The sequence below is a fragment of the Arsukibacterium sp. genome (genome assembly GCF_018402695.1).
Taxonomy (GTDB): domain Bacteria; phylum Pseudomonadota; class Gammaproteobacteria; order Enterobacterales; family Alteromonadaceae; genus Alishewanella.
On sequence record NZ_JAGYIM010000016.1, the window covers coordinates 60,711 to 85,147 of the forward strand.

Annotated in this window: 25 protein-coding genes; 14 read left to right on the forward strand and 11 right to left on the reverse strand. The window is 50.6% G+C overall.

From position 1 onward, the window contains the following. Positions 1 to 82: 82 nt before the first annotated feature. Complete coding sequence (locus KG631_RS07840; protein ID WP_097110601.1) at positions 83 to 370, forward strand: accessory factor UbiK family protein; 288 nt, start codon at positions 83 to 85, stop codon at positions 368 to 370. 27 nt (positions 371 to 397) lie between these two features. Here the strand turns inward: KG631_RS07840 and KG631_RS07845 are convergent, their stop codons facing one another. After that, positions 398 to 1,084 carry a pirin family protein gene (locus KG631_RS07845; RefSeq protein WP_213997652.1) on the reverse strand — a complete coding sequence of 229 codons (687 nt, stop codon included), beginning with the start codon at positions 1,082 to 1,084 and terminating at the stop codon, positions 398 to 400. A gap of 147 nt (positions 1,085 to 1,231) precedes the next feature. Continuing rightward, positions 1,232 to 1,678, reverse strand: a complete 447-nt coding sequence (locus KG631_RS07850; protein WP_213997653.1) for a DoxX family protein — start codon at positions 1,676 to 1,678, stop codon at positions 1,232 to 1,234. A 191-nt stretch (positions 1,679 to 1,869) separates the two neighbouring features. On the opposite strand from KG631_RS07850, the gene KG631_RS07855 reads away from it, so the two are divergent. Beyond that, positions 1,870 to 2,778 carry a LysR family transcriptional regulator gene (locus KG631_RS07855; protein WP_213997654.1) on the forward strand — a complete coding sequence of 303 codons (909 nt, stop codon included), beginning with the start codon at positions 1,870 to 1,872 and terminating at the stop codon, positions 2,776 to 2,778. Here the strand turns inward: KG631_RS07855 and KG631_RS07860 are convergent. Beyond that, the gene (locus KG631_RS07860; RefSeq protein ID WP_365868492.1) at positions 2,775 to 4,130 is read right to left on the reverse strand and encodes an MFS transporter; all 1,356 of its coding nucleotides are present in this window, start codon (positions 4,128 to 4,130) and stop codon (positions 2,775 to 2,777) included. The genes KG631_RS07855 and KG631_RS07860 overlap by 4 nt on opposite strands. A 184-nt stretch (positions 4,131 to 4,314) precedes the next feature. On the opposite strand from KG631_RS07860, the gene KG631_RS07865 reads away from it, so the two are divergent. Both KG631_RS07865 and KG631_RS07870 read left to right on the forward strand, forming a co-directional pair. Further along, positions 4,315 to 5,301 (forward strand): LLM class flavin-dependent oxidoreductase, encoded by a 987-nt coding sequence (locus tag KG631_RS07865; RefSeq protein WP_213997655.1) that lies wholly within the window; start codon positions 4,315 to 4,317, stop codon positions 5,299 to 5,301. Between the two features lie 101 nt (positions 5,302 to 5,402). Then, positions 5,403 to 5,723: a hypothetical protein gene (locus KG631_RS07870; RefSeq protein WP_213997656.1), complete on the forward strand. Its 321-nt coding sequence runs from the start codon at positions 5,403 to 5,405 to the stop codon at positions 5,721 to 5,723. A 5-nt stretch (positions 5,724 to 5,728) separates the two neighbouring features. On the opposite strand, the gene KG631_RS07875 is transcribed toward KG631_RS07870, so the two are convergent. Further along, a complete protein-coding gene (locus KG631_RS07875; RefSeq protein WP_213997657.1) occupies positions 5,729 to 6,421 on the reverse strand; it encodes an aspartate/glutamate racemase family protein in 693 nt (230 codons plus the stop codon). Between the two features lie 313 nt (positions 6,422 to 6,734). Here KG631_RS07875 and KG631_RS07880 point away from each other — a divergent pair, with 313 nt between their 5' ends. Genes KG631_RS07880 through KG631_RS07890 form a run of 3 tightly spaced genes read left to right on the forward strand, consistent with a single transcriptional unit; the run spans position 6,735 to position 8,431 of the window. Continuing rightward, the gene (locus tag KG631_RS07880; protein ID WP_213997658.1) at positions 6,735 to 7,190 is read left to right on the forward strand and encodes a hypothetical protein; all 456 of its coding nucleotides are present in this window, start codon (positions 6,735 to 6,737) and stop codon (positions 7,188 to 7,190) included. After that, positions 7,187 to 8,095: a histone deacetylase gene (locus tag KG631_RS07885; RefSeq protein WP_213997659.1), complete on the forward strand. Its 909-nt coding sequence runs from the start codon at positions 7,187 to 7,189 to the stop codon at positions 8,093 to 8,095. Before KG631_RS07880 ends, KG631_RS07885 begins: the two co-directional genes overlap by 4 nt. A 39-nt stretch (positions 8,096 to 8,134) precedes the next feature. Further along, positions 8,135 to 8,431, forward strand: a complete 297-nt coding sequence (locus tag KG631_RS07890; RefSeq protein WP_213997660.1) for a hypothetical protein — start codon at positions 8,135 to 8,137, stop codon at positions 8,429 to 8,431. 85 nt (positions 8,432 to 8,516) lie between these two features. Here the strand turns inward: KG631_RS07890 and KG631_RS07895 are convergent, their stop codons facing one another. Genes KG631_RS07895 through KG631_RS07905 form a run of 3 tightly spaced genes read right to left on the reverse strand, consistent with a single transcriptional unit; the run spans position 8,517 to position 10,299 of the window. After that, positions 8,517 to 8,864, reverse strand: coding sequence for a TerB family tellurite resistance protein (locus KG631_RS07895; protein WP_213997661.1), 348 nt, complete (start codon positions 8,862 to 8,864; stop codon positions 8,517 to 8,519). A gap of 22 nt (positions 8,865 to 8,886) precedes the next feature. Next, positions 8,887 to 9,825: a stomatin-like protein gene (locus tag KG631_RS07900; protein ID WP_213997662.1), complete on the reverse strand. Its 939-nt coding sequence runs from the start codon at positions 9,823 to 9,825 to the stop codon at positions 8,887 to 8,889. A gap of 27 nt (positions 9,826 to 9,852) precedes the next feature. Continuing rightward, complete coding sequence (locus KG631_RS07905) at positions 9,853 to 10,299, reverse strand: NfeD family protein (protein WP_213997663.1); 447 nt, start codon at positions 10,297 to 10,299, stop codon at positions 9,853 to 9,855. 201 nt (positions 10,300 to 10,500) lie between these two features. On the opposite strand from KG631_RS07905, the gene KG631_RS07910 reads away from it, so the two are divergent. Next, positions 10,501 to 11,793, forward strand: a complete 1,293-nt coding sequence (locus tag KG631_RS07910) for an MFS transporter (protein WP_213997664.1) — start codon at positions 10,501 to 10,503, stop codon at positions 11,791 to 11,793. Between the two features lie 28 nt (positions 11,794 to 11,821). Here KG631_RS07910 and KG631_RS07915 read toward each other — a convergent pair whose 3' ends face one another. The 4 genes from KG631_RS07915 to KG631_RS07930 all read right to left on the reverse strand — a co-directional run bounded on the left by KG631_RS07915 (position 11,822) and on the right by KG631_RS07930 (position 15,791). Continuing rightward, a complete protein-coding gene (locus KG631_RS07915) occupies positions 11,822 to 12,757 on the reverse strand; it encodes an ABC transporter ATP-binding protein (protein WP_213997665.1) in 936 nt (311 codons plus the stop codon). Beyond that, on the reverse strand, positions 12,757 to 13,581 hold the full coding sequence (locus tag KG631_RS07920; protein ID WP_213997666.1) for an ABC transporter permease subunit: 825 nt from the start codon (positions 13,579 to 13,581) through the stop codon (positions 12,757 to 12,759). Before KG631_RS07920 ends, KG631_RS07915 begins: the two co-directional genes overlap by 1 nt. Before the next feature lie 184 nt (positions 13,582 to 13,765). Continuing rightward, complete coding sequence (locus KG631_RS07925; RefSeq protein WP_213997667.1) at positions 13,766 to 14,827, reverse strand: M28 family peptidase; 1,062 nt, start codon at positions 14,825 to 14,827, stop codon at positions 13,766 to 13,768. A gap of 157 nt (positions 14,828 to 14,984) precedes the next feature. Further along, positions 14,985 to 15,791: a DUF2884 family protein gene (locus KG631_RS07930; protein WP_213997668.1), complete on the reverse strand. Its 807-nt coding sequence runs from the start codon at positions 15,789 to 15,791 to the stop codon at positions 14,985 to 14,987. Positions 15,792 to 16,111: 320 nt separating this feature from the next. On the opposite strand from KG631_RS07930, the gene KG631_RS07935 reads away from it, so the two are divergent. The 6 genes from KG631_RS07935 (at position 16,112) to ahpF (ending at position 24,392) form a co-directional block, all read left to right on the forward strand. Continuing rightward, entirely contained in the window at positions 16,112 to 17,923 is a 1,812-nt protein-coding gene (locus KG631_RS07935; RefSeq protein WP_213997672.1) for an assimilatory sulfite reductase (NADPH) flavoprotein subunit, read from the forward strand. Then, entirely contained in the window at positions 17,923 to 19,641 is a 1,719-nt protein-coding gene (gene cysI / locus KG631_RS07940) for an assimilatory sulfite reductase (NADPH) hemoprotein subunit (RefSeq protein ID WP_213997673.1), read from the forward strand. The genes KG631_RS07935 and cysI overlap by 1 nt, the downstream gene beginning before the upstream one ends. Positions 19,642 to 19,690: 49 nt before the next feature. Beyond that, positions 19,691 to 20,458: a phosphoadenylyl-sulfate reductase gene (locus KG631_RS07945; RefSeq protein WP_213999610.1), complete on the forward strand. Its 768-nt coding sequence runs from the start codon at positions 19,691 to 19,693 to the stop codon at positions 20,456 to 20,458. A gap of 90 nt (positions 20,459 to 20,548) precedes the next feature. Beyond that, positions 20,549 to 21,799 (forward strand): mechanosensitive ion channel family protein, encoded by a 1,251-nt coding sequence (locus tag KG631_RS07950; RefSeq protein ID WP_213997674.1) that lies wholly within the window; start codon positions 20,549 to 20,551, stop codon positions 21,797 to 21,799. A gap of 268 nt (positions 21,800 to 22,067) precedes the next feature. Then, complete coding sequence (ahpC, locus tag KG631_RS07955; RefSeq protein ID WP_213997675.1) at positions 22,068 to 22,634, forward strand: alkyl hydroperoxide reductase subunit C; 567 nt, start codon at positions 22,068 to 22,070, stop codon at positions 22,632 to 22,634. A gap of 213 nt (positions 22,635 to 22,847) precedes the next feature. After that, the gene (gene ahpF / locus KG631_RS07960; protein ID WP_213997676.1) at positions 22,848 to 24,392 is read left to right on the forward strand and encodes an alkyl hydroperoxide reductase subunit F; all 1,545 of its coding nucleotides are present in this window, start codon (positions 22,848 to 22,850) and stop codon (positions 24,390 to 24,392) included. The last annotated feature ends 45 nt before the right edge of the window (positions 24,393 to 24,437 follow it).

The window sequence follows — 24,437 nt, forward strand, 5'->3', positions numbered from 1 at the left end:
GCGGCAAATAGCATTCGCGTTCTGGATTTATCTCCGTAGAATAGGCTTATCAGCACGCTAACCCGGCTAAATGGAGAAATGTATGTTAGATCCGAAAAAAATTGAAGATATCGCTAAGCAAATTGGCAATGCGCTGCCACCGCAAATAAAGCAGTTTGCTGATGATACTGAGGCGAAAGTAAAACAGGTATTGCAGCAAAAGCTAGCCAACCTGGATTTTGTCAGCCGCGAGGAGTTTGATGTGCAGCGCCAGGTGTTGCTGCGCACCCGCGAAAAGGTCGAGCAACTGGAGCTGCAGGTTGCAGCCTTACTGGCGCAAAATGTAAAGCCTGACAGCCAAACCGATTTACCCACTGCTGATCAGCAGTAATAAATTGTCGCCCTGGTTGTCACCAGGCTACGGCAAATCAAACAGCAGGGCTTCGCTGGGCTGATTAGCGGTTAACTGCAGCGCTGCTTCAGCGCTGACCATCAGACCATCACCAGGCCGCATTGTGGTGTTATCCAGTTTCAGCTCACCACTTATCAGGTGCAGATATACCTTGCGACCTGACATCGGATAACTCAGCTGATCATCTGCAGCCAGGGTAACCCGCCACAACTGGGCTTGTTGCTTCAGCAGCAGGCTACCATCACGGCCATCCGGCGTGGCAATCAGGGTTAAACCCGGTTTCTCGGCAAAGTGTTTTTGCTGATAACCCGGCGCGCCACCTTGTTTTTCCGGCATTATCCAAATCTGCAAAAACCGCAGTTCGTCACTCTGACTGGCATTATACTCTGAGTGATATACGCCATTGCCGGCACTCATCAATTGAAACTCGCCGGCGGGCAGCACTTTTTCGTTACCAGCCGAATCTTTATGCACGATGGCACCTGCCAACACCAGGGTAATAATTTCCATATCGCGGTGGCCATGGGTATCAAAACCAGCGCCGGGGGCAACCCAGTCATCGTTAATGACTCTTAGGGCCGAAAAACCCATATGCGCAGGGTCGTAATAGCTGCCAAAAGAAAAACTGTGGCGGCTTTTCAGCCAGCCGAAATGGGCTTTGCCGCGCTCGTCGGCTTTGCGTAAGGTAATCATCGGACTCTCCTTATTACTAAATAATGTAGCTACTTATTGCGGTGCAAATGCAAGGTAGCACGGTGGCTGGCATACTGACTTCACCGGCTTCAAGGATCACATCCCTGCTGCTGTTACGTCAGCATACCAGCCACCCTGCAGTCAGGTTCAGCGGGTAAGTTTGCCGGCCAGTAGTTTATCGACAGACAAATTGCCTGCGCCGCTAAACAGCAGCGAAACACTGGCCGCCAACAACGCCAAACCAAATTCGTAACCGTTGTTGGCCATAAACAAGCCATTTTCAAAATGCACCGCGAAAATGGCGACTAGCATTGCTACCGCCAGGGCCGCTGCCGCCGGCCGGGTTAACAGGCCAACAATTAATGCCAGGCCGCCAAAAAACTCAGCCGCACCGGCCAGCAGCGCCATCAGCATCCCAGGACTTAAGCCAATACTATCCATCCAGCCGGCTGTGCCCTCAAGACCATAGCCGCCAAACCAGCCAAACAGCTTTTGCGCACCATGGGCCGCAAATATAATGCCGATAGGAAGCCGTAGTGCCAGTGCCGACCAGCCGGCTTGGGTAGCAGTAAGTTTTGCAATCAATGTTTTCATAAATCACCTGTCAAAATATTTAATGGTTAAGTAAAGTGTTTTTGTTTACCCGACCGCTTACAACCTGTCGATGTGCTAAAGATAGCGCTATACTTGGCAATCAAAAAGCGGAGACTTTTGTATCTATAGTTCAAATTTTTTGAATAATAAGGCCTTGCTATGGCGGTGGCTTGAAATAACTTGAGTAGGATATGCAGCAACTGATTAATTTAGACGCGCTCAGAGCGCTGGATGCTATCGATCGCAAAGGTAGTTTTGCCGCGGCGGCCGAGGCGCTATATAAGGTACCGTCGGCACTTAGCTACACTATGGCCCAGCTGGAGCAAAACCTTGGGGTAAGTTTGTTTGATCGCAGTAAACAAAAAGCCCGGTTGACCCCGGCCGGGCAGTTATTACTGCAACAAGGGCGCGAGCTACTCAAAGCGGCTGATCAGCTGCAAAAAGCCGTGCAGCAACTGGACAGTGGTTGGGAAGCTGAGCTAACCCTGGCGCTGGACAGCGTGGTACCGGCCGAGCCGGTTTTGGCGTTAATCAGCCAGTTCTTGCAACTGGGTAAGCTCACCCGGGTAGCAGTGCGCCAGGAAGTGCTGGCCGGCGGCTGGGAAGCATTGAACACAGGCCGGGCCGATATTGCTATTGGCGTACCGGCAACCCAGCATAGCGGCGCTTACCATTTACAGCTGCTGGGCGAAGTGGAGTTTGTGTTTGCGGTTGCGCCGCATCACCCATTGGCGGAACGCGACAAAGTGATTAGCCTGGCCGATGTGCAACAGGAAACGGCGATAATTGTTGCCGACTCAGCCATTGATAGCCAGAAACTGTCCAGCGGCCTGTTCGATACCCGCCAAAAGGTGATTGTCGCCAATCTGGCGCAAAAAATTACTGCCCAGCAGCAAGGTTTAGGTGTCGGTTTTTTACCGCGGCATCTGATCCAGCAGCAACTGGCCCGCGGCGAGCTGATAGCCAAACAGCACACCATTCCGCGCGACAGCGCTAAGTTATACCTGGCCTGGCATAAACAACAGCAAGGCAATGCGCTCAGCTGGTTCTGCCAGCAGCTGTGCAGCTATCCTTGGCAGCAGGTGTTTAATACAAACTAATCGTCAGCTGGCACTGCCGGTCGGGTTACTTCGGCTGATGATCGCGGGGATCCGACGTTGTCTGGCGTGGCCGGTTCAGTGTCGTCAATGATGTCAGGCTGGGCAGGGTAGCTGGGCTTATGGTCCTCTACCCATTGCTCGTCCTGGCGTGGGTCCAGTTGGGCCAGTGATGCACCCGAAGCGGCCGGTACCGCCACATACACACTTAAGTTTTCGTTGGCGATACGCTCGGCCGTGAGTGCATAGCCGCCCAGTAGCAGTGCTGCTACGGCCAGCACGGTGAAAAACAGTCCGCCCGAGATACCTAATACCGCGCCCAACAGCAATGGTGCTAAAAAAGAGCCGATACCATAGGCAAACAGCAAGCTGCGGCTGACTTCCACTAAATCTTTGCCGTGATCTAAGCGGTCATTGGCCCGGGCGACACTTAGCGGATAAATACTGAACAGGCTGGTACCGAGTAAAAAACCCAGCAAATAAAACAGCCAGACCTGACTGGCGAATAAGGCAAGCAGTATGCAAATAGCAAAACTGAATAAGCCGGCCCAGGCCAGCAACTTACGCCGGCCGTAGCGGTCTGACAGCGTGCCAACCGGCCATTGTGCCAGCAAGCCGCCTAATATAGAAATTGCCATAAAGGTTGCTACCACTGCTTGTTGGCCGTAGGTATTTAGCACAAACACCGGCACCATAGTGTAAAAGCCACCAACAAAAAAGCCACCGATAACACTGCCCACCAGCGCCAGCGGCGCAATATGCAGAACCTTAGGTAAGCTGTAGCGCTGAAAAGGAGGCAATACCGGTTGGCTGATGCGGGTAATGGCCACTAAAAACAGTGACGCCAGCACCAGCACCGAGCCCAGCACAAACACCACATGCGAGCTGATATCCATCCCTAAAATCAGCTGACCTATGGCAGTGGCCAGAAAGAACACCACCGTATATACCGCCAGCACCCGGCCGCGATCGTCCGAGCTGCTTTTTTCATTCAGCCAGCTTTCCAGCACAATGAGCAGCGCATAAAAAGCAAAGCCTGACAGCAGGCGTAAAGCGGCCCAGAACCCGGGATGATAAAATAATGTATGGCCGAGAAAGGCCATCACCATGATTGCTGAAAAAGCCGAAAAGCTGCGGGCATGGCCAACGGAGACAATCAGCTTCTGGCTGAACACCGCCGCCAATAAGGCACCCAGAAAAAATGCCGAGTTAATCAAACCAATGGCCATTTCCGACAGGCCGGCCTGCTTTAAATACAGGCCGATATAGGTCATTAGCATGCCATAGCCGGTGGCCAGAAAGGCAATAGAGATAAATAATGACGATATAGGCAACAACGCTTGTCTGAAAAACACGGCCTTCTCACTTTTAGTAAAATTATGGCTTAACCATAGTTACAGTTAATACGTCAGGCAAGCGCCCGAGTTTACGACATGGCCTGCTTCTCGCTGGCCAGCCCTTGAGACAGCCAGGGTTAGCCCCCATTGCCACTATAAGTATATTGTTTGGCAAACACGCCTGTGGCGTGGCGGAGTATTGATGATCCCGTTATCTGTTCTTGATCTGGCGCCGGTTGCCGCCAATAGCACCATTGCCGACAGCTTTGCAGCCAGTAAAGCATTAGCCCGGCATACCGAAGCGCTGGGCTATCACCGTTACTGGCTGGCCGAGCATCATAATATGCCAGGCATCGCCAGCGCCGCGACCTCATTACTGATAAGCCATTTAGCTGCCGCTACTTCGCGTATCCGGTTGGGGGCCGGCGGTATCATGCTGCCGAATCACTCACCGCTGGTGATAGCAGAGCAATTTGGCACCCTGGCAACCTTATACCCCAACCGGATAGATTTAGGCTTAGGCCGGGCGCCGGGCAGCGATCAGGCCACAGCACGGGCTTTACACCGACATAAAACGGAGACTGAAGCGCAGTTTCCGGCCGATATAGCAGAGTTGCAACAATATTTTGGCCCAGCCAAACCGGATCAGTTGGTGCAGGCGGTACCGGGCCAGAACCTCAATGTACCATTATGGATATTAGGCTCCAGTTTGTATGGTGCCCAGCTGGCCGCGCAACTGGGGCTGCCTTATGCGTTTGCCTCACATTTTGCCCCGGCGATGATGCGCCAGGCGGCGGCTTTGTATCGCCAGCATTTTAAACCGTCAGCCCAGCTGGATAAACCTTACCTGATGCTGGCGCTGAATGTGTTTGCTGCTGATACAGCAACTGAAGCAAAACGGCTGTTTAGCTCGCTGCAACAGCAGTTTGTTAACCTGGTAAGAGGAACGCCCGGCTTACTGCCAGCGCCGGTCGATAACATGGACAGCATTTGGCAGCCGCATGAAAAAGCTTATGTGCAAAGTGCCCTGGCCTGCTCCGTGGTGGGTGATGCTGCTACGGTAAAGCAAGGCATTAGCGATTTTATTGCCGAGCATCAGCCAGACGAGCTGATGTTGACCAGCATGATGCATGACCCTGCTGCACGCCAAACCAGTTACGGGATAGCGGCAGAGCTTATCAGTGGTTAGCATAACGCCATGTTGAATCGACAAGCTTTGAAAACTCGCCCTGTTTCCTTAGGGGGGGTATAACATATTATATATATTTTTTGTTAATGGTTGAGTTGGCTATGTTTGAGTATCAGGAATGGCAGGGTATGCTTTACGGGGTATTTAGCCTGCTACTAATAATCGGCATACCGGTGTTGATAAACCGTTTGTTGCACATAACCTATCCGAAAGCCATTTTTATGCTGTTTGCCAGTTGCATCATCTTTATGGCGGTTGACCGGTTAATTCACAGTCTGATTTTCAACATCGCTATTAAAGTTGATCCGCTAAACGATTTTTTTGGGATGCTGGTGCCGGTGTATGTTTTTGTCAGTGCGTTGGTTGTTGATGTTATTGCAATGTCCTGGCAAAGGATTAAAAAACGTCAGTCCTCGTTGTAGGCTCATCACCGCAAAGCCAATTCAGCGGCGCTGCGGGCATGAATACTGGTGGTGTCAAATAGCGGTACTGCTGCATCTTGCTCTGACACCAGCAGAGAGATTTCGGTGCAGCCAAGAATAATGGCCTCTGCGCCTTGCGCGGCAAGCTGGGCAATGATCTGGCGATATTGCGCTCTGGATTCTGGCAGTACTTTACCCAGACAGAGCTCGTCATAAATTATCTGGTGCACTTGCTGGCGTGCTTTTTGTTCCGGAATGAGTACCTTAAGGCCGTGCTGCTCTGTTAGCCGAGCGGTGTAGAAAGACTGTTCCATAGTGAATTGGGTGCCTAACAGGCCAACGGTTTTGTAGCCTGATGCCTTAATTGCCATAGCCGTGGCGTCAGCAATATGTAGCAGTGGCAGAGTTGTCGCGTTCTCAATAGCGGCTGCCACTTTATGCATGGTGTTGGTACACAGCACAATAAAGTCGGCGCCAGCAGCTTCAAGGCGGCTGGCGGCATCGGCCAGCAGCTGCCCGGCAGCTTGCCAGTCGCCAGCGCGTTGCATACGCTCAATTTCGGCAAAATTTACGCTATATAAGACAATTTTGGCCGAGTGTAACCCACCAAGCTGTTGCTTAATTTTTTCATTAATTATGCGGTAATAAGGAATGGTCGACTGCCAACTCATCCCGCCCAGTAAGCCAATTGTTTTCATATGTGGTTACTCAAAAAGCAAAAGCCAGCATCATGCTGGCTTTGAAATTATTTAACTATAAATAATTTTGAGGGTCAGATCCAACAAACGCTAAAAGGCTGCTACTCGGATTATCACAAATCCAACGCTATGTTTGCTTTACGTGTTCTAAGTCAGATTCACTCAGTCTATAGCAATACGGCTTTGGTTTTGTCATTCCCAGCTGACTAGTAACTATCACTGAAAATTTAAACAAATACATCATTAACAATTTATTTATTAATATGTCTCGATAAATTATCATTATGGCTTTTGAAAGTTTAAGGAAAAAGCCATGGTAAAGGTACATATTTGGTTAAGGGATGAACAACATGTAGGTCACGCGGCCCTTACGATAAGAGATGTCTATGTCAGCTTCTGGCCAGATGGCGATGCTGGTAAAAAAGACTTAAAAATAAAAACCAGTCACCCGGGTGCTTATGTCGAAACGCTGGCACAAGATATCATCAATGAGGGAGGCCGCAAGCCCATCACAATTGATGTAGCCAACCTAAATGAGGTTGCGATGCTGCATTATGTAAACTATTTACAAAATAACGTACCGCGCTATCAACTTGCCCGCCATAATTGTTCGCATTTAGTGGTTGATATACTGCAAAAAGGCGCTAGTAAAAAACCAACATTTAAACCTAACGCAGCAGAGTATGCTAAAGTCGGTCGCATATTGGGTTACGGTATATGGACTCCGGCAAACGTAATGCGCTATGCAAACGAACTGAAATCAGCATGAAGATTATCTACCACGAAAATTTCAATATCGATGTTGGTATTTTTAAATTCCTGCATCCGTTTGATGGCTGTAAATTTCGTAAAGTGCGGGCGGCACTGAACGATGCAGATGTTGTTGCACCTGATGCTGCTATTGCTGAACCAGCTATTCTCAGCTCAGTAAATGAACTGTTAAAAATACAGCTGAAAGACAAAGCAGCATTATGTCGGGCGTTGGAAATTCCTAAAATACCTTTTTTGTCATTTTCGTGGCTGGACAGCCGCATCCTTGGGCCTATGCGTTGGGGGGTTGCTGGCACGTTAGCAGCAAGCAGGTTAGCGCTTGCTGGCGAGGATGCCTGGAACCTGGCTGGTGGCTATCACCATGCCAGCCCACATCGGATGGAAGGCTTTTGTATTTATAACGATATTGGCATCAGCTATCAGCAACTGCTGGCAAGTAGCGAGCTAACGGCGGCCGACCGAATTCTGATTATTGATATCGATGCCCATCACGGTAACGGCAATGCCCGCACTTTTCATGACAATAGCAACGTTACCCTGCTCGATGTGTATAACCAGGATATTTATCCCATTACACCGGTCAGCCGGCAGCGGGTGGATATCCCGGTACCTTTGCCAAATGGCACCGGTGGTGAGTTATATCTAAATAAACTTCGCGGCGCGCTGGAGCTGCTTACTGGCGGATATAAACTGGCCTTCGTAGTAGCAGGTACCGATGTCCTGGCAACCGATCCGCTGGGTGGCTTAAAGCTAAGCATTGCAGCTGTAGCACAAAGCCATAAGCTGGTGTACCAGCGTTTAAAAGCGCTGAATATTCCCACGGTATTTTTAGGTGGCGGCGGCTATGGCAAAGATAGCGCAGCAGCAATAGTGGCAGGGATTAAAACGGTAGCTGTTAGCTGAGCGTTACAGACACAGTCTTAACAAAATGGACAGGCAGGCATGACTTCATCAACAATCAAAGTAAGAAATATACCCAAAGCAACGGCAGTTTTTTTTGATATCGTGCTGCGTTCTAAGCCAATTTTTCTTGGTTATCAAATACTGATTTTAGCAGTGGTCCTTGCTGCAATTACGCTTGAAAGTAATAATTATATTGGTCGTATAGCCCTGTATTGGGTGGTCGGTATTTCTCTGACAACGAGTTACTTATTTTTAGCGCTGGCTCCTTGGGTAAATAATCAATTCAGATGGATTTTGGTGTTAATTCTTACCGTTGTGTTGTTTAAATGGTGGTAGTAAAAGTCACAACAAACAGTTAGCGGGTAGCCTACAAATAAAAAAGCCAGCACTCGGCTGGCTTCTCTAATACATCTATTTGTTACTACAACATCTGCACTAGCATGTCATACAGTCGGCGCTCTTGCTGGGCTTCTTCGCCGTCGCTTTGCATTATTTGCCTGGCGGTATCAAGTGCTTGTTGCTTATCAAACTGCAGTGCCGGTTTCAGGGTGGTTAAGTAGGCTTCTACCTGATTACTGCTGATGGCCTGGCGTATATCAGCCATGGCCTGGCTTTGCACGGCGGTAATGCTGTTCACTCCATCCCAATCCAGTTTATCGCCAATTTCATCAACCAGCTCTTGCTCATTCAGCCGAATTTTACCGTCAATCCGGTACATCAGAATGGCCAGTTTCAGCAGTGCTTCATTAAAATCTTGTTGGTTTGCCATACATTACTCCTTTGGTTGTGGCTTATTTGCCACCCGGCCGGGCTATTTTCAGGATTTCGGTCAGGCCGGCGACGGCGCCGCCGATATTGGCTAGTTCGGCTGGTACTATCATGGTGTTGTTGGCTTTGGCCAGGTTACCGAACTCTTTAACGTATTGCTCGGCCACCCGCAGGCTAACGGCCTCTTGGCCACCGGGGTGGTTAATGGCTTCGGCAATCTGGCGGATACCTTCGGCGGTAGCAATAGCGATAAGCTCAATTTCGCGGGCACGCCCTTCAGCTTCGTTAATTTGGCGCATTTTGTCACCTTCAGACAGGTTAATCACTTCCTGCTTCTGGCCTTCAGACACGTTAATCATCGCCTGACGTTCACCTTCTGATTTAGCAATTGCGGCCCGGCGTTCCCGCTCGGCGCGCATTTGCTGCTCTAAGGCATCTTTAATGCTAAGAGGCAGTTCAATATCAGAAATTTCATAACGCAGTACTTTAATGCCCCAGGGTGAGGCGGCTTCGTCCAGCGCTTTTACTACCTCTTCGTTAATTTTGGCCCGCTCTTCAAAGGTTTTATCCAGGTCGGTCTGGCCAATCACTGAACGCATAGTCGTTTGCGCCAGCTGTGATGATGCGTAGCGGTAGTCATTAATGCCGTAACTGGCTTTGTGCGGGTCGACGACCTGTAAATACAGCACGCCGTTAATGCCAACCTGAATGTTGTCTTTGGTAACACAGGTCTGACGCTCTACGTCTATTACTTCTTCTTTTAAGCTGTGGGTATAGGCCACTTTATCAACAAAAGGAATAAGAATATGAAAACCCGAGTCGAGGGTGCGTGAGTATTTACCCAGGCGCTCTATGACGAAGTTGGTTTTCTGGGGTACCACCCGGGCGGTTTTGATAACGGTAATTACCACCGCCAGGGCGAAACCCAGCGTCAGTATGGTTTGGATATTGAGTTCTTCCATCGTTCGTCTTCCCTTTTTTGCTAATAATTAAACGGGTTGTTGCGCTGATACAATTAAATGAATGCCTTCGTTGGCAATCACCCAGGCCACTTCGCCGGCTTTCAACGGCTCGCTGGAGCGGGCGTCCCATTGCACACCATTTAACACCACCCGGCCGGCACCTTGCTGAAAATCGGCCAGCACTATCACCCGGTTGCCAATATCGTCTTTTAAGCGGCTGGGTTGCTCACCTTTGTCGGCGACATAGCCGGTAAACCAGCGTTTAAAGTGGCCACGGGCCAATAGCAGCAGCGCCAGGCTGACCACGCCGAAAATAAGGTATTGCATGGTGGCTGATTCAATCCAGCCAAGCTGCAACAATATACCGACCACAATAGCGCCAATACCCAAAAACACCGCAACAATACTGGTTGCCAGCAGTTCCGACAGAATTAACAGCACGCCAACGATGATCCAGATCATTGCGATACTCATAGCTTTATCCTGTGTAAGTCATTTAGCCGCAAACAGTAACTGATGTTAGTTTAAAGGGTCAATCTATTTAATGGTTTGATGATGTTTCATTTGTAAGAAACTATAACGGCTGTATTTGGCGGTGATGCAGCTTGTTGTCTGCCGCAATGGCCGTTATGTTAGTGGTCATTATGTTGAGGAATATCAAAAAGAAGCAGAACTATGGCAGAGCGGAAAATCTACGAGTTACTGGTTAATGAAGAAGACGCCCGCGCCTGCCGGGATATTCCTGACAGTGCCTGTACTAAAGTACCGAAAAACTTTGTGCTGGTGCTGCTAAGCCAGATATTACTCAGCCTCGGTGATTTACTGACCAGCCCGAAAACGGTGCTTACCTGGCTGATGAGTGTGGTTGGTGCGCCGGCAGCCATGGTAGCCTGGCTGGTGCCGATCCGTGAATCGGGCTCTATGTTACCGCAGTTGCTAATCGGCGCCTGGGTGCGGCGCTATGCGATTCGTAAAACCTTCTGGATTGCCGGCAGCATAGTGCAGGGTAGTTGTGTGCTCGGCATGGCAGTGGTGGTAAGCCAGTGGCAGGGCGCTGCGGCCGGCCTGGCCATTATCGGTCTGCTGGTGCTATTTAGTCTGGGCCGTGGTTTGTGCTCGGTCGCCATGAAAGATGTACAGGGTAAAACGGTACCTAAGGGCCAGCGCGGTCAGCTAACCGGCATTGCCGGCACCGTATCCGGCGTGCTCACGCTGTTGGTCTCAGTCTGGTTGTTACAACAGCAACCAGACAGCCTGTGGGTTTATCTGGTGTTGCTGGTCGTCGCCGGTATGTTGTGGTTTGGCGCCGCAGCGCTGTTTAGTCAGGTGCAGGAACAGCCGGGCGAAACAGACGGCGGCGCTAATGCGCTGCAGCTGGCCTGGCAAAACCTGGCATTGCTGCACACAGACCCCCATTTTCGCCAGTTTGTGTTGTGCCGGGCCTTATTGCTGGGGTCGGCGCTGGTGTCACCATTCCTGGTGCTGCTGGCCCAGCAACACCATAATGGTGGGCAGACGCTGGCCTGGTTTTTAGTTTGCACCAGCCTGGCCAGCGCCCTCAGTTCGGTGTTCTGGGGCAGACTAGCCGATCGCAGCAGCCGTCAGGTTATCATTATTGCTGCGGTAATGGCGCTGGCCGGTTGCACTGTGTTGGCAGGGCTACATGTGTTTACACAGCCGCCCGCACTGTTTGGCTATCTGCTGTTGTTTTTATTACTCAGTATTGGTCATGCCGGGGTGCGGGTTGGCCGCAAAACCTATTTGCTGGATATGGCCTCAGGCAACAAGCGCACCGACTATGTCTCTGTCAGTAATTCGATAATTGGTGTGCTGTTACTGGTGGTCGGTAGTATTAGCAGCGCCATTGCCTGGTGGTCAATACCCGCCGTGCTATGGTTTTTTGCCGCCAGTTGCCTGGCGGGTTTGTGGTATGCCCTGCAGTTGCCTGAGGTGTCGCAATCACGTTAAACGGCGGAAACAGTACGCTGATACCTGGTTATACAACAGCCGCTTTTTTGCGGGAAAAAAGTTGCTGCTCCAGGCTTTTGCCTTTACTTAGCTGCTTATACTGCCAGCCATTGGCGGCCAGGCATTGCAGTAACCTGATATCAAAATCATCAACCATCTGTGGCTGATAACTTAACTGATACTCGTGGTTGCGCCCTGCTGTTACTTCTGTTACGCCCGCTAATTGCCGCAGTTGCTGGCACACCTCGCTTGTGTCAACCGCAGTATCTGCCGCGGTGGCAAGTTGCAGGCTTAAATGGGCGATATTTTCACTTGGCTGGGCATGATGTTGCTGCAACTGACCATCCTGTAAATACAACACCTTATTACACAGCCGCTCCAGCTCGAAAATATTATGTGAGCTGATTAAAAAGCTGGCGTGCTGGCTTAAATCGCTGATCAGCTCCCGAATGTGCAGTGCATTTGCCGGATCCAGGCCGGCAGTGGGCTCATCCAGCAAAATAAGTGCTGGCGAGCCAATAAAAGCCTGCGCCATGCAAGCCCGTTTGCGCATGCCGTGGCTAAGGGCACCGGCTTTGGTGTGGTAGTGCGCGGCCAAATCAACCAATGCCAGTACCCTTTTGGTTTCTGCCCGGGCGGCCCGGGCAGATAAACCCTGCAGCTGACCATAAAAACTCAGTTGCTCGCCAATACTAAAAGCCGGATCCAGCTGGGCGTCCTGTGGCAACGCAGTGACCTTGCCAAATAAGGCCTGGCTGCCGGGCTGCTGCCCTAAAAGCTGCATATTGCCGCTATCGGCTTTAATGTAACCACATAACAAACTGAATAAGGTGGTTTTGCCGGCGCCGTTCTGGCCTATCAGCGCCACGGTTTCGCCTTTGTTTACTGCAAAGCTAATGTTGTTCAGTACCTTGTTGCGACCATAGCTTTTGGATAAATCAGTTACCTTAATGATGTTCTGCATTACAGTGCTCTCCGGCTTAAAATTTGCTGGGCAATCAACAGAAATACTGCGGTTTGGGCTAACGGTAGCGCGGCCAGTTGCAGGCTTTGCCAACCCTGGGCCGGAATAAGCTGCCATATTTGCGCACCCGGCATATATTCCAGTAAAAAAGCGGCATTGGGCTGATGATAAATAAGCCAGCTAAGTAAACCAAATACTACCCCGAGGCTAACGATTGCCAGGCTTAGCGCCAGCCTGGACGAGCGGGCCCAGGCCGAAAATACCGTCATTAACGCGGTAAAAGGCATTAGCACAATCAGCAAATGACAACTGATCAGCAAGGCAGCTTCAATCGCCTGCCAGCTGATACCGCCCTGACGCACCGCGCTGATGAGTAACGTCGCCGTCAGTGATAACAGAATTAAACACAGTTGTACCACTAACTGGCCGCAAAACCGGCCCAGCACAATGGCGGTGCGGCTGCTGCGTAGGCTGATAAAACGTAAGGTACCGCGGGCGGCATCGCTTGACAGCTGGTTGGCGGTGAAGACCAGGCTTAGAAACGGCAGCAGAACCAGGCTTAGCATCCAGTACAGGGTCAGTTCCGGCGCCGGCCAGTTTAATAACTGGTGCAGGCCCAACATACCAAAGGCCGCGGTTAACGATTTTTGAAAATTGGGTTCCTGCAGTATTTCGGTGGCCGGGGCAATGGCATAACGCAGTAAAAAGAACCAGACCACAGCAGTCGCTGCCAGGGTCATCAGGCCACGGCGGGTCAGCCACAGGCGGGACAGTTCCACCTGACTGAATAACCGGATCTGGCGCAGTAATAACATCATTGACATAAACACTTCCTTTTATTGTTTTGTTTTTTCTATCCATGATTTAGCACAAAGAGTGCCACAATTTTTACTGTTAAAAATCAATTGCTTGAGCAAATTAAGTCGGAGTGGTCGTTTTGCGGTCAACCAGAATGACCAACAAAGTGGTTTTTTTCACCACTTTGCTGGCATTGCTGCGCCCAGCAGGTTAGTCCCGGTTAAGCTGCTGATCCAGCAACTGAATAAAGCTCAGTACGGTTTCACTTACCTGAAGGAAAAAGTCGCGGTCAACATTTTCAACGGTATCGCGCACCGTATGATAGTCGTCATGGTCGGCCACCCCAAAATAGATAAAAGGCACCTGGTGCTGATAAAAAATGCCGTGATCAGAGCTTAAGGTCCAGTCCTGGGTATTACCCGCCCGGTACCAGGGCCGGTCGTGGCCAGCAATAACTTTTACCGCACTTTGTTGTTGTAACTGCTGTAGCAGCGGGGTTAGCCACGGTTGCTGATAACTGCCTACGGCAAACAGTAGCTGATCGGTGTCACGACTGAGCATATCCATATTTACATTAAAGGCCAGTTGCTCAGGCTGTAACAGCTGGTGTTTAAACAACGCCACCGCGCCCTGTAAGCCACCTTCCTCGGCATCCAACGCGACAAATAATAGCGGGTGGGCAAGTGGGTTTTCCTGAAAATACCGCGCCAGGCCAAGCAGAGTGGCAACACCTGAAGCATTGTCATCAGCGCCGGCAAACAGCTCGCCGTTTTCTACTCCCAGGTGATCATAATGCGCAGTCAGCACTATTGGTTTTAACTCTGGGTTTAACCCGGGCAGCAAGCCCAGCACATTGGCGGCGTTTTTTGCAGCGGGCACCGTCGGGGTTTTGCCTCTTAGCCAGCGGCTGAATACAAAGTGTTGTTCCACACTAAAAGGCTGCAGGTAGCCGTCGCTACCTGCCGGTTGCAAGCCAATGTCAGCAAATTGCTGGGCCAGCCAATTGCGGGCTGCAATGCCACCACTGCTGCCCGGCTTACGACCTTCCCGGTCTGGGTGCGCCAGCCAGTTCAGATCGGCCAGCAATTGCTGATGGTCTAAGCGTTGTCGCGCTGCCGCTGGTATTGCCGCCGCCTGCAGTTCAGCCAGCCGGCTGCTTTCCCGCTCGGTTAACTGTTGCTGCCACGCCGGCCATGCCAGGGTGTACAGTAAAATAGCGACAATAACCAATGCCGCGGCGCCAGCCAGGTACAGCCTTTTCGTGACAGACATCAAAATTCCTTACTGCTAAAACTCGTGGCGCACAGCTTAGCAAATTACTTCGGGCTGCAAAAATTAATCACTCTGACCCATTTTATTTTAGGTACAGGCAGAATAAAAAAAGCGCAGGCAAAACCCTGCGCTAAAGGTTGTGGTTGGGAGTTACCGGTTAACGGCGCAGGCTCAGTGAGCTGTCACCATTGTTAAATAAATCGTATTGTTGCATATCGGGTATTTGCTGCTGAATGCGGGTTTCCAAGGCATCCAGTTGGGTAACCTGTGCGCAGATAGCGTCGCCTCGTTGCTCCAGCGCAGCGGTTTTGATGTCCATTTTCGCTTCCAGATTTTCGCCGAATTTTTCCATTTTCTGGCCAAAGGCTTCCATCCGCTGTTCGAAGCTGCCTTCACCGCTGGTCATGGCTTTGCCTACCAGCAGCATAATGCTGCCCATCGACTGGCTGACGGCGTCCTCAATTGCCTGTTCAAATTCCGGACCAAAAGCCTGGTCGATACTGTCCAGCCGGCTGCCGTATAAGTAAGTGTTGTCACCGTCCTGCACCACAACCTGATCTGCAGCTTCGCTGATTTTGTTTAATGCCTGTTGCATCGCCGGATAATCGTCCAGCGATTTTCCGGTCAGCTCACTCAGCACTGTCGTTAGTGCTTCGCTTGCCATCAGCAGCGCATCTTCTACTAAGGCTACAGTTTCAGTAGTCTGGCTGCGAATGCCGGCCTGATAATCACGAAGCAGTAACCGGGTATCGTTGTTAACCATGACGGCTTTGTCGTTCAGGCTTAACTGACCAGCATCGCTGATTTGCCACAGCGTTTTACCGTTGTCCTGCAGCTGTACGCTGTTGCTGTTAATAACTAAATCTTTATCAAATTCGATATTACAGCTGTGATTTGAATGTGCCATGGCGCTAAGACTGAGGGTGCTGCATACCACTGCACTGGCGATAAGAGAGCTTTTCATAATTTTGGTCCTTGCTATGCTTTAGTTGACTATTTGCTAAGGCAAGGTCGGTGCCAAAATTTATCTTATTGTTTTTTAAAGAATATAATTTTTCAGGCTTTGTCGTCACCTTTGGCTGTTAGTAGTTTTCACCACTTTATAGTGAAATTTTCAGGCAGTATTGCCTGGTTGCATCTTCTGGCACGACTACCGATTATGGAGAACTCAGGGGCTGAGCGGGCTTTTAATTACTATTTGGAATAACGCAGAGAGATCCATTCTTTTACTGGCATACGTTTGGATGGCTAAAATGCTGCTATAAAGTTCATACAGGTGTTTTTATGCTTTTATCATCACTAGTGGCGCAGGCCAGCCCGCTGTCAGAGCAGCAGGTACAACAACTGCAGGGGCTGGTTAGTCAGCTTAATCCTATCCAGCAAGCCTGGGTTAGTGGCTATCTGGCAGCCAGTGCCCAGTTGGCCGGTGGCCAGGCAGTGGCACCCGCCGCAGCGGCAGCAACCAGCGCTACCCTGACAATAGTGTACGGCTCTCAAACCGGCAATGCCCGCCATGTGGCCGAAGCACTGGCCGGCTTAGCCAAAGCGAAGAATATCGCTGCCAAAGTAGTGGACTTAGCTGATTATAAAAGCAGCCAGCTGAAAAATGAGCAGTATCTGATTATTGTTACCTCGACCTACGGTGAGGGCGAGCCGCCGGAAAATGCGGTCAGTTTTTACAACTTTTTGTTCAGCAAAAAAGCACCGAAAGTGCCGCAACTTAAATTTGCGGTACTGGGCCTGGGTGATACCAGTTATGAGTTTTTCTGTAAAACCGCTGCTGATTTTGACGAGCGGCTGGCTGAATTAGGCGGTCAGCGCTTGCAGGCCCGGGCTGATCTGGACGTAGATTATGATGCCGCTGCCAGCAGCTGGAACAACGCGCTTATTAAGGTAGTAGAGCCGGAGTTTGCCAGTGCGCCGTCGGCCCAGGTTATTAACTGGCCAGGTCAGGCGGCAACGGCACCGGCCAGCCAGTATACTAAACAGCAGCCGTTTGCCGCTGAGTTATACACAAATCAGAAAATTACTGGCCGTGATTCCACGAAAGACGTACGGCATATTGAAATATCACTTGAAGGCGCTGGCTTAACTTATCAGCCAGGTGATGCACTGGGCCTGTATTTTAACAACGATCCGGCACTGGTGGCTGAATTGCTCAGCCTGACCACCCTGGAAGGGACAGCCGAGGTCAGCCTTAGCAACCAGAGTTTAAGCTTGTTGGACGCTCTGACTGAGCAGCTGGAATTAACCCAGTCGTACCCGGCCTTTGTTGAAAAATATGCGGCTGCCAGTGGCAACGATGCGTTGCAGCAATTGGCTGCCGATAAAACCGCGCTCAGAGCTTATCTGACCGATCGGCAGATTATCGATATTGTCCGCGATTATCCGGTGACTGACAGCCCGATCACCGCTCAGCAATTGGTCGATGCGCTGCGTAAGCAACAACCGCGATTGTACTCCATCGCCTCCTCGCAGGCGGAAGTAGAAGAGGAAGTGCATTTAACGGTGGCTGTAGTGCGCTACGATGCCTTTGGTCAGCCACATTTAGGCGGTGCCTCGGGCTATCTGGCCGAGCGCTTAGCCGAAGGTGATAAGGTGCGGGTATTTATCGAGCACAATAACAATTTCCGCTTACCAGCCAATGACGATACCCCGGTTATTATGATTGGCCCCGGTACCGGTATTGCGCCGTTCCGGGCATTTTTACAGGAGCGGGATGCCCGCGGCGCCAGTGGCAAAAACTGGCTGTTTTTTGGTAACCCGCACTTTACCCAGGACTTTTTATATCAGGTTGAGCTGCAGGGCTATTTAAAGCAAGGCCTGCTCAGCAAGCTTGATGTCGCCTTCAGCCGTGACAGCGCCCAAAAGGTGTATGTGCAGGATAAACTACGCAAACACGCGGCAGAGGTGTATCAGTGGCTGGAGCAAGGCGCTCACGTCTATATTTGTGGTGATGCCAACCGCATGGCCAAAGACGTGCATCAGGCGCTGCTGGACATTGTGCAGCAACACGGCAGCAAAAACGCCGAACAGGCCCAGCAATATTTAGATGAATTACGGGTAGCCAAGCGTTACCAGAAGGATGTGTACTAATGAGCCAATATCCGATAAAACCCGAGCTGCAGGTCAGCGGTAAATTTTCTGACAATGAACGGTTAAAGGCAGAAAGTAAGCACCTGCGCGGTACCATCGAGCAGGATTTAAGCGACGATATTACCGGTGGCTTTAACGGCGATAACTTTATGCTGGTGCGTTTTCACGGCATGTATCAGCAGGATGATCGCGATATCCGGGCTGAACGCGCTGCCCAAAAACTCGAACCACTGCACAATGTTATGTTACGGGCACGGATGCCGGGCGGCATTATTACCCCGCAGCAGTGGCTGGCGATTGACCAGTTTGCTGCCGATAAAACCCTGTATGGCAGTATTCGCTTAACCACCCGTCAGACGTTTCAGTTCCATGGCGTGTTAAAACCGAATATTAAGCCGATGCACCAGTTTTTAAACAGCATTGGTATCGACTCTATTGCCACCGCAGGCGATGTTAACCGCAACGTATTATGTACCTCTAATCCGGTCGAATCAGAGCTGCATCAGCAGGCCTACCAGTGGGCGGTGCAGATAAGCGAGCATCTGCTGCCGAAAACCCGCGCCTATGCGGAGATCTGGCTCGACGAGGAAAAAGTCGAAACCACCGAAACCGAGCCGGTGCTGGGTGAAAACTATTTGCCGCGTAAGTTTAAAACCACCGTGGTGATCCCGCCGCATAATGACATTGATGTCCATGCTAATGATCTGAACTTTGTCGCCATTGCTGAAAATGGCAAGTTGATTGGCTTTAACGTGCTGGTAGGCGGTGGCCTGGCCATGACCTTTGGCGATACCTCTACTTATCCGCGCAAAGCTGAAGTGCTGGGCTTTATTGGCCTGGAACACACCTTAAAAGTGGCCGAGCATGTGGTAACGGTGCAGCGCGATTACGGCGACAGGGTTAACCGCAAAAATGCCAAAACCAAATACACTATCGACCGGATTGGCGTTGATACCTTTAAAGCGGAAGTGGAACAACGGGTCGGCGTGGCTTTTGCACCGGCTAAACCATTTGAATTTACCACGCGCGGCGATCGCTTTGGTTGGGTCGACGGCATTGATGGCAAGCAGCATTTAACCCTGTTTATTGAAAATGGCCGGGTACTGGACTTCCCCGGTAAACCGCTGAAAACCGGTCTGGCCGCCATTGCCAGAGTACATCAGGGGGATTTTCGGATGACCGCGAATCAGAACCTGATTATCGCCGGCGTGCCGCCAGCGCAAAAAGCCTTAATTGAGCAACTGGCCCGCGAGCATGGCTTAATTAACGACAGCCATAGCGAACAGCGCAAAAACTCGATGGCCTGTGTCTCTTTCCCCACCTGCCCGCTGGCGATGGCGGAGGCCGAGCGTTACCTGCCTGAGCTGGTCAGTAAAGTCGAAGGGTTGCTGGCTAAACATCAGGTCGCTGACGACCACATCGTGTTGCGGGTTACCGGTTGCCCGAATGGCTGTGGCCGCGCCATGCTGGCCGAAGTGGGCTTAGTGGGCCGGGCGCCGGGGAAATACAATGTCTACCTGGGCGGTAATAAAGTGGGTACTCGTATTCCGAAACTGTACCTGGATAATGTCGGTGAAGCGCAGATCCTTAGTGAACTGGATAACTTGATTGGCCAATGGGCGGTTGAGCGCACTAGTGGCGAATGCTTTGGTGACTTTGTTATTCGCAAAGGCGTGGTAGCAGAAGTGAAAGTGTCAAAGACCGATTTTCATGCCTGAGGTTTTTCTGGATATAGTCAGGGCACGTGATAAACAACCCGATTCAACGATGGCAGGTAATAGCATGATCGACAGTGTAACCAGCGATTATCGACAGATACTGCAGCAGGACAGCGCAACCCAGCAAGCCTGGCTGGCAGAAATAAATCATCTGCTCAGTCCGCTGAGTGCCAGTGAGCGGGTGCGCTGGGCGCTGGCGAATTTACCGGCGCAGCCGATGCTGAGTTCCAGCTTTGGTATTCAGGCCGCGGTAATGCTGCATCTTGTGACCGTGCAGCAGCCGGATATTCCGGTGGTATTAACCGATACCGGCTATTTATTTGCCGAAACCTACCAGTTTATTGACCAGTTAACCGAGCAGCTGGGCCTTAATTTGAAGGTATACCGTGCGGCGTTATCGGCCAACTGGCAGCTGGCGCGTTATGGCGAGCAATGGTTAACGGCCGAAGGCACTAAGCAATATAACCAGCTGAATAAAGTCGAGCCAATGCAGCGGGCGCTGCGTGAATTGAAGGTTGGCAGCTGGTTTACCGGCTTGCGGCGCAGCCAGAGCAGCAGCCGCGCCGATAAAGACATTGTTGAAATTAGCCGCGGTGTCATCAAAGTTCAGCCGATTATCGACTGGAGTAATAAAGACGTATTTTATTATCTGAAACAACATAATTTGCCGTACCACCCGTTATGGGAGCAAGGTTACTTATCAGTGGGAGATACCCATTCCACCGTTAAATTTGAACCCGGCATGAGCGAAGAAGATACCCGTTTTAACGGTTTTGGCCGGGAGTGCGGCCTGCATATGGACGGCGACGGCATCTGACCCTGGCGGTTGCAAAAGCGCTTTAACGGGGCATAATAGCGGCAGCTATTACTATTAAATCGTTTTTGCTAACAGGGAAACCGTTAATTTATGTTGGATTACGATTTCAGTGCTATCCAGAACTGGCTGGTGCAACATCCTGAAACTAACTTGTGGCTGAGTTTGGGCCTGCTGTTGCTGGTCGCCTGGCTTAGCAATTATATTGTGAAAAAAGTGCTGATCCGCGGCATTTTCCGGGCGTTGCGGGCCAGTGTTTATGGTCAGCATCAGGTAATTAAGCAATCTGCTTTTGTCGCCAGGCTGGCCAATATTGTGCCGGCCTTAATTATTTCCAAAGGCATCACCCTGATTGACGGCGTGTCAGAAACCGTTACCACTATCGTCGTTAATGTTTGTAATGCTTTTGTGGTGCTGACCGTCGCCCTGGCGATCGCCAATATTCTTACCCTGGTTAATACCCTATACGACGAGCGGCCTGAAGCGAAAACCAAGCCGATTAAAGGCTATGTTCAGGTATTAAAAATTCTGGTCTTTACGGTTGCGGCGATTTTAATGATTGCCGCCCTGGTTGATCGTTCCCCGCTTATCCTGTTGTCTGGCCTCGGTGCGATGGCCGCCGTGTTAATGCTGATTTTTCAGGACACGATATTGTCGCTGGTAGCCAGCGTGCAGATTTCGTCCAACGATGTGATCCGGGTTGGCGACTGGGTAGAAATGCCGCAACTGAATGCCGACGGTGACGTGATTGACATTGCGCTGCATACAGTAAAAATTCAAAACTTTGATAAAACCATTACCACTATTCCCACCCGGCGCTTTATGACTGATGCCTTTAAGAACTGGCGTGGTATGCAACAGTCAGGTGGCCGGCGAATTAAACGCAGCCTGATGCTGGATCAGCAAAGCATTCATTTTCTGGATGCCGACGAGCGTAAACATTTAAACCGCTTTAGTTTGCTGCAGGATTATCTGGCAGAAAAACAGCAGGAAATTGACAGTTGGAACAGCGAACTGGCTGAGCGGGGCCAGGAGCCGGTGAATACCCGGCGCATTACCAATATTGGTACTTTCCGCGCTTATGTGCAGCGTTATTTGTCCAGCCACCCCGGTGTGCATCAGGACATGACATTAATGGCCCGTCAGCTTGCCCCCGGCGCAGACGGCTTACCGCTGGAAATATACTGCTTTACCAATACTACCGCCTGGTTGGCTTATGAGGGTATTCAGTCTGATATCTTCGATCATTTACTGGCCATTTTACCGGAGTTCGGTCTGCGGGTTTACCAGCATCCCAGTGGTATGGACATCCGGGCTATTCAGCTCAGCCGCCAGGATGATTAAACCCAGAGTAATTTAACGGCTATTGACGACAAGGCGCTTGAGAAATCAGTGCCTTGTCCTCATCTAAAGGGCTGTGCTGCCACGTAGTTATTGCGCTAAACGTTATTATTAGCAACGTCTCTGGCTTCTAATTTATAAAAACGATTAGAGTGATTAATTTAATTCGTTTTAAAAACTTAAGATGACTGGCTATGATAGCTGGCATTGAGAACGCGGAAATTTACCAAGCTATTTACTAATCTATTTACTAAAGGAAAGGAGCAAGACTATGTCTTCAATTATCAATACTAAAATTAAGCCATTCAAAGCCACTGCATTTCATCAGGGCAAATTTGTTCCGGTAACTGAGCAGGATCTGCTGGGCAAGTGGGCAGTAGTATGTTTTTACCCTGCTGACTTCACGTTCGTTTGCCCAACTGAACTAGGTGACCTGGCTGATTTTTATGCTAAGTTCCAGGAAATCGGTGTTGAAGTATACTCAGTATCAACTGACACCCACTTTACCCACAAAGCGTGGCACGATGCGTCTGAAACCATCAAGAAAATCAACTACCCAATGATTGGCGACCCGACTGGTGCCATCACTCGTAACTTTGGCGTAATGATTGAAGAAGACGGCCTGGCACTGCGCGGTACTTTCGTGATTAACCCAGAAGGCGAAATCAAAGTTGCTGAAATTCACGACTTAGGTATCGGCCGCTCTGCTGGCGAACTGTTCCGTAAAGTACAGGCAGCACAGTATGTTGCTAACCACGACGGCGAAGTATGTCCGGCGAAATGGACTCCGGGTGAAGCGACATTAGCGCCTTCTCTGGACCTGGTTGGTAAAATCTAAGTAGTGCAGCAACCTGCAGGTTACTGCAGCGGGACCTGATTACAGCCCTTCTTAAGAAGCTGTAGCTCAGCTTCCCTCTGCCAGACTACGGTTTGGACCCCGGGCAGGCAATGCCTGCCCGGACTATCCCGGATACAATGTTTACAGTCTGCACAAACAGGCTGAGGCTTTGTTACGCTGATTTTTTATCGTCTTAATTTTTCTGGAGTTTTTATGTTAGATACTAACCTGAAGCAAACACTTAAAACTTATTTGCAGAACCTGAAAACCGAGGTTGAGCTGGTGGTATCTTTAGACGATAGCGCCAAAGCCACTGAGGTAGAGCAACTGGCAACCGAGATTGCCGAATTGTCAGATTTAGTGTCGTTGCGCCGCGACGACGCCGCTATGGAACGTAAACCGGCCATGCTGGTGCGCTCGGTAGCTAAAGATACCCACATTACCTTTGCCGGGGTACCGCTGGGCCATGAATTTACCTCGTTAGTGCTGGCCTTGCTGCACTCAGGCGGCCACCCAATTAAAGTGGAAGCCGATACCATTGAGCAAGTTCGCCAGTTACCGGGCAGTTTTGCCTTTGAAACCTACATTTCATTAAGCTGTCAAACCTGTCCGGAAGTGGTACAGGCATTAAATATTATGTCGGCAGTTAACCCGAACATTACTAACGTAATGATTGATGGTGCCATGTTCCAGGACGAAGTCAGCGAACGCAACGTGATGGCAGTGCCATCAGTATTTTTAAACGGCGAGCTGTTCTCACAGGGCGCGATTACCCTGGAGAAAATTATTCAGAAAATCGACGTTAACGCCGAAAAACGCCAGGCTGAAGCGCTGAAAAGCAAAGCCGAGTTTGATGTGTTAGTGGTAGGCGGTGGCCCGGCCGGCGCTTCTGCAGCCGTGTATGCTGCCCGTAAAGGCCTGAATACCGGTATTTTAGCCGAGCGCTTTGGTGGTCAGGTAGCCGACACTGTCGGTATTGAAAACTTTATCTCAGTGAAATATACCGAAGGCCCGAAGCTGGTAAATGCCTTAGAAGCCCACGTGCGTGAGTATGATGTGGATATTATGAATAACCAACGCGCGGTGAAGTTAAGCAAAGCCGACAAAGTCGAGCTGGAGCTTGCCAATGGCGCGGTATTAAAAAGTAAAACCCTTATTCTGGCGCCGGGTGCGCGCTGGAGAGAAATGAACGTGCCGGGCGAGCAGGAATATCGTGGCAAGGGCGTGGCGTACTGTCCGCACTGCGACGGCCCGTTATTTAAAGGTAAAAAAGTGGCGGTTATCGGTGGCGGTAACTCCGGTATTGAGGCGGCTATCGACTTAGCCGGTATTGTTGAGCATGTTACCGTGCTGGAATTTGCCGCCACGCTGCGCGCCGATGCGGTACTGGTCAAAAAAGCCAACTCCATGGGCAACATTACCATTATTACCGAAGCGCAAAGTACCGAGGTCACCGGTGATGGCAACCGGGTAAACGGTATTAACTACACCGACCGCAAAACCGGTGAGTCGCACCATATTGAGCTGGCGGGTATTTTTGTCCAGATAGGCTTAGTACCAAACACTGAATGGTTGCGCGGCGCGCTGGAGCTATCGCCACGTGGTGAAATTATTGTTGACGAGCGCGGCCAGACCTCTCTACCTGGCGTGTTTGCCGCAGGCGATGCCACCACTGTGCCCTATAAGCAAATTATTATTGCTATGGGCGCCGGTGCCAATGCCTCGCTGGGGGCCTTTGATTACCTGATCCGCCATTAACACGGCGGGTAAAACGCTTTAACAAAACGGGATACCTCTCTCATC

Coding starts and splice junctions, on each gene's coding strand:
- KG631_RS07840 (WP_097110601.1), top strand. CDS start 83: ATGTTAGATCCGAAAAAAATTGAAGATATCGCTAAGCAAATTGGCAAT.
- KG631_RS07845 (WP_213997652.1), bottom strand. CDS start 1,084: ATGATTACCTTACGCAAAGCCGACGAGCGCGGCAAAGCCCATTTCGGC.
- KG631_RS07850 (WP_213997653.1), bottom strand. CDS start 1,678: ATGAAAACATTGATTGCAAAACTTACTGCTACCCAAGCCGGCTGGTCG.
- KG631_RS07855 (WP_213997654.1), top strand. CDS start 1,870: ATGCAGCAACTGATTAATTTAGACGCGCTCAGAGCGCTGGATGCTATC.
- KG631_RS07865 (WP_213997655.1), top strand. CDS start 4,315: ATGATCCCGTTATCTGTTCTTGATCTGGCGCCGGTTGCCGCCAATAGC.
- KG631_RS07870 (WP_213997656.1), top strand. CDS start 5,403: ATGTTTGAGTATCAGGAATGGCAGGGTATGCTTTACGGGGTATTTAGC.
- KG631_RS07875 (WP_213997657.1), bottom strand. CDS start 6,421: ATGAAAACAATTGGCTTACTGGGCGGGATGAGTTGGCAGTCGACCATT.
- KG631_RS07880 (WP_213997658.1), top strand. CDS start 6,735: ATGGTAAAGGTACATATTTGGTTAAGGGATGAACAACATGTAGGTCAC.
- KG631_RS07885 (WP_213997659.1), top strand. CDS start 7,187: ATGAAGATTATCTACCACGAAAATTTCAATATCGATGTTGGTATTTTT.
- KG631_RS07890 (WP_213997660.1), top strand. CDS start 8,135: ATGACTTCATCAACAATCAAAGTAAGAAATATACCCAAAGCAACGGCA.
- KG631_RS07895 (WP_213997661.1), bottom strand. CDS start 8,864: ATGGCAAACCAACAAGATTTTAATGAAGCACTGCTGAAACTGGCCATT.
- KG631_RS07900 (WP_213997662.1), bottom strand. CDS start 9,825: ATGGAAGAACTCAATATCCAAACCATACTGACGCTGGGTTTCGCCCTG.
- KG631_RS07905 (WP_213997663.1), bottom strand. CDS start 10,299: ATGAGTATCGCAATGATCTGGATCATCGTTGGCGTGCTGTTAATTCTG.
- KG631_RS07910 (WP_213997664.1), top strand. CDS start 10,501: ATGGCAGAGCGGAAAATCTACGAGTTACTGGTTAATGAAGAAGACGCC.
- KG631_RS07915 (WP_213997665.1), bottom strand. CDS start 12,757: ATGCAGAACATCATTAAGGTAACTGATTTATCCAAAAGCTATGGTCGC.
- KG631_RS07920 (WP_213997666.1), bottom strand. CDS start 13,581: ATGTCAATGATGTTATTACTGCGCCAGATCCGGTTATTCAGTCAGGTG.
- KG631_RS07925 (WP_213997667.1), bottom strand. CDS start 14,827: ATGTCTGTCACGAAAAGGCTGTACCTGGCTGGCGCCGCGGCATTGGTT.
- KG631_RS07930 (WP_213997668.1), bottom strand. CDS start 15,791: ATGAAAAGCTCTCTTATCGCCAGTGCAGTGGTATGCAGCACCCTCAGT.
- KG631_RS07935 (WP_213997672.1), top strand. CDS start 16,112: ATGCTTTTATCATCACTAGTGGCGCAGGCCAGCCCGCTGTCAGAGCAG.
- cysI (WP_213997673.1), top strand. CDS start 17,923: ATGAGCCAATATCCGATAAAACCCGAGCTGCAGGTCAGCGGTAAATTT.
- KG631_RS07945 (WP_213999610.1), top strand. CDS start 19,691: ATGGCAGGTAATAGCATGATCGACAGTGTAACCAGCGATTATCGACAG.
- KG631_RS07950 (WP_213997674.1), top strand. CDS start 20,549: ATGTTGGATTACGATTTCAGTGCTATCCAGAACTGGCTGGTGCAACAT.
- ahpC (WP_213997675.1), top strand. CDS start 22,068: ATGTCTTCAATTATCAATACTAAAATTAAGCCATTCAAAGCCACTGCA.
- ahpF (WP_213997676.1), top strand. CDS start 22,848: ATGTTAGATACTAACCTGAAGCAAACACTTAAAACTTATTTGCAGAAC.